General features: G+C 64.4%; 1 protein-coding gene and 1 pseudogene. One reads left to right on the forward strand and one right to left on the reverse strand.

What is annotated here, in order from left to right; all coding sequences use genetic code 11:
- Positions 1–159: 159 nt before the first annotated feature.
- Entirely contained in the window at positions 160–1251 is a 1092-nt protein-coding gene (locus ACOVRJ_RS03730) for an IS5 family transposase (protein WP_422042557.1), read from the reverse strand.
- A gap of 192 nt (positions 1252–1443) precedes the next feature.
- On the opposite strand from ACOVRJ_RS03730, the pseudogene ACOVRJ_RS03735 reads away from it, so the two are divergent.
- Positions 1444–1617, forward strand: a pseudogene (locus ACOVRJ_RS03735) (cupin); the annotation flags it as partial.

The raw sequence follows: 1617 nt of genomic DNA on the forward strand, positions 1-1617 counted from the left end.
CAGGCCGTTGAAGAACCACCCGTAGACGCAGGTTCCGCCACCTTGATTGGGTCCGACGAGGTCATACAGCCCGCAGGTCGCGTTGCAGCCGCCCGCGCAGACCCATTTCAGGCGCATTCGAGGGCCGGAAGGCGGTCATTTCGACCTCCTCGCCGCTCATTACGCGCTCTGCGGGCGCAATTGCGCCAAGGTCCGCAGCCGCGTGAGGTTGTAGGCTGCCATCGTCAGCGTCAGCAGCTGGTCGACCTTGTCCAGTCCCTGCACCATGACTTGCCGGATCGGGCCGATCACCTTGCCCCAGCCGAAGCACTGCTCGATGCACTTGCGCTTGCGCTGGCTGACCGCGTAGCCGGCGTGCCGGGTGGTGCGACCGTCGATGGCGCTGCCACCGATGCGGTTGAGGTTCTGCGCCACGTGCGGCGTCACGCCGATCTGGCGGCATGCCTTGACGAAGCCCTTGGTGTCGTACGCCTTGTCCGCCCCCACCGTCGCCGGCTGGCCCGGTATGGCGAGGTCGGCCAGCATCTGCGCAGCGACCTCGCGCTCGGCCGTACCGTCCGAGAGGCTGGCCTGCACGTTGACCACCAAGCCATGGCGGTTGTCGGTCAGCACGTGGCCGAGGTAGCTCGGCAGCGCCGGCGCCGCGTGGCTCTTGCGGTACAGCCTCGACTCGGGGTCACTCGTGGACTCGTGCGTGTCGTTGCTGCGGGGCTCACCGCGCCAGTCCTCGGGCGGTCGCCCATCGTCCGAGCCGTCCTTGCGCCGCATGCTCTTGTGGCTGGCCCAGGCCTGGATGAGGGTGCCGTCCACGCTGAAGTGCTCGCCCGACAGCAACCCGCGCTTGTCAGCCATCTCCACCGTGGCGTTGAACAGCTCCGTCACCGCGTCGTGCTCGATGAGCCGGTCGCGGTTCTTGCTGAAGACCGAGTGGTTCCACACGCTGTCCTCGATGGCCAGGCCCACGAACCAGCGGAACAGCAGGTTGTATTGGATCTGCTCGACGAGCTGCCGCTCGCTGCGCACGCTGTACAGCACCTGCAGCAGCATCGCCCGCATGAGCTTCTCGGGCGCGATGCTGGGGCGGCCGCCCTTGACGTCCGCCTCGTACATGGCCGAGAACTTCGTGTCCATCGCCGCCAGTGCCTGGTTGACCCAGGTGCGGATGGGCCGCAGCGGGTGGTTCGCCGGCACGAAGTCCTCCAGGCGTACCGTGGTGAACAGGCTCTCGCTGTAGCTGTCGGCGCCTCGCATCACCCACTCGCCCTTGGTCGATCTATGCCCGGATGCTCGCCTGTCAGGCGCGCTGCGTCGATTGGTATTTCAACGGCCTGTTAGGCGTCAGAGCAAGGATTGCGGCACGCTCGGGCCTGCACACTATTGCAGAGCGTAAGATGTCGGAAGCCGCCAAGCCTCTATCGAACGCAATAGTCCTAGGAACAACCTATGAGTGTAATCCGTAGTCGCGACTTCAAGGCTGACCGGGCGTGGGCCGCAATGACCATAGCCAGCATGAGTGGCATAACAACTAGACTTCATTGGACAGACAAGCCTTACAAGTGGCACATCAATGAAGGCGAAGAAGTATTCGTGGTTGTTGACGGCGTGGTTGATATGCAT

Source organism: Roseateles sp. (genome assembly GCF_049240545.1).
Lineage (GTDB): Bacteria > Pseudomonadota > Gammaproteobacteria > Burkholderiales > Burkholderiaceae_C > Paucibacter_A.

Excerpts from the sequence above, each read along its gene's own strand:
- ACOVRJ_RS03730 (WP_422042557.1), bottom strand. The coding sequence starts at position 1,251 with ATGCGAGGCGCCGACAGCTACAGCGAGAGCCTGTTCACCACGGTACGC.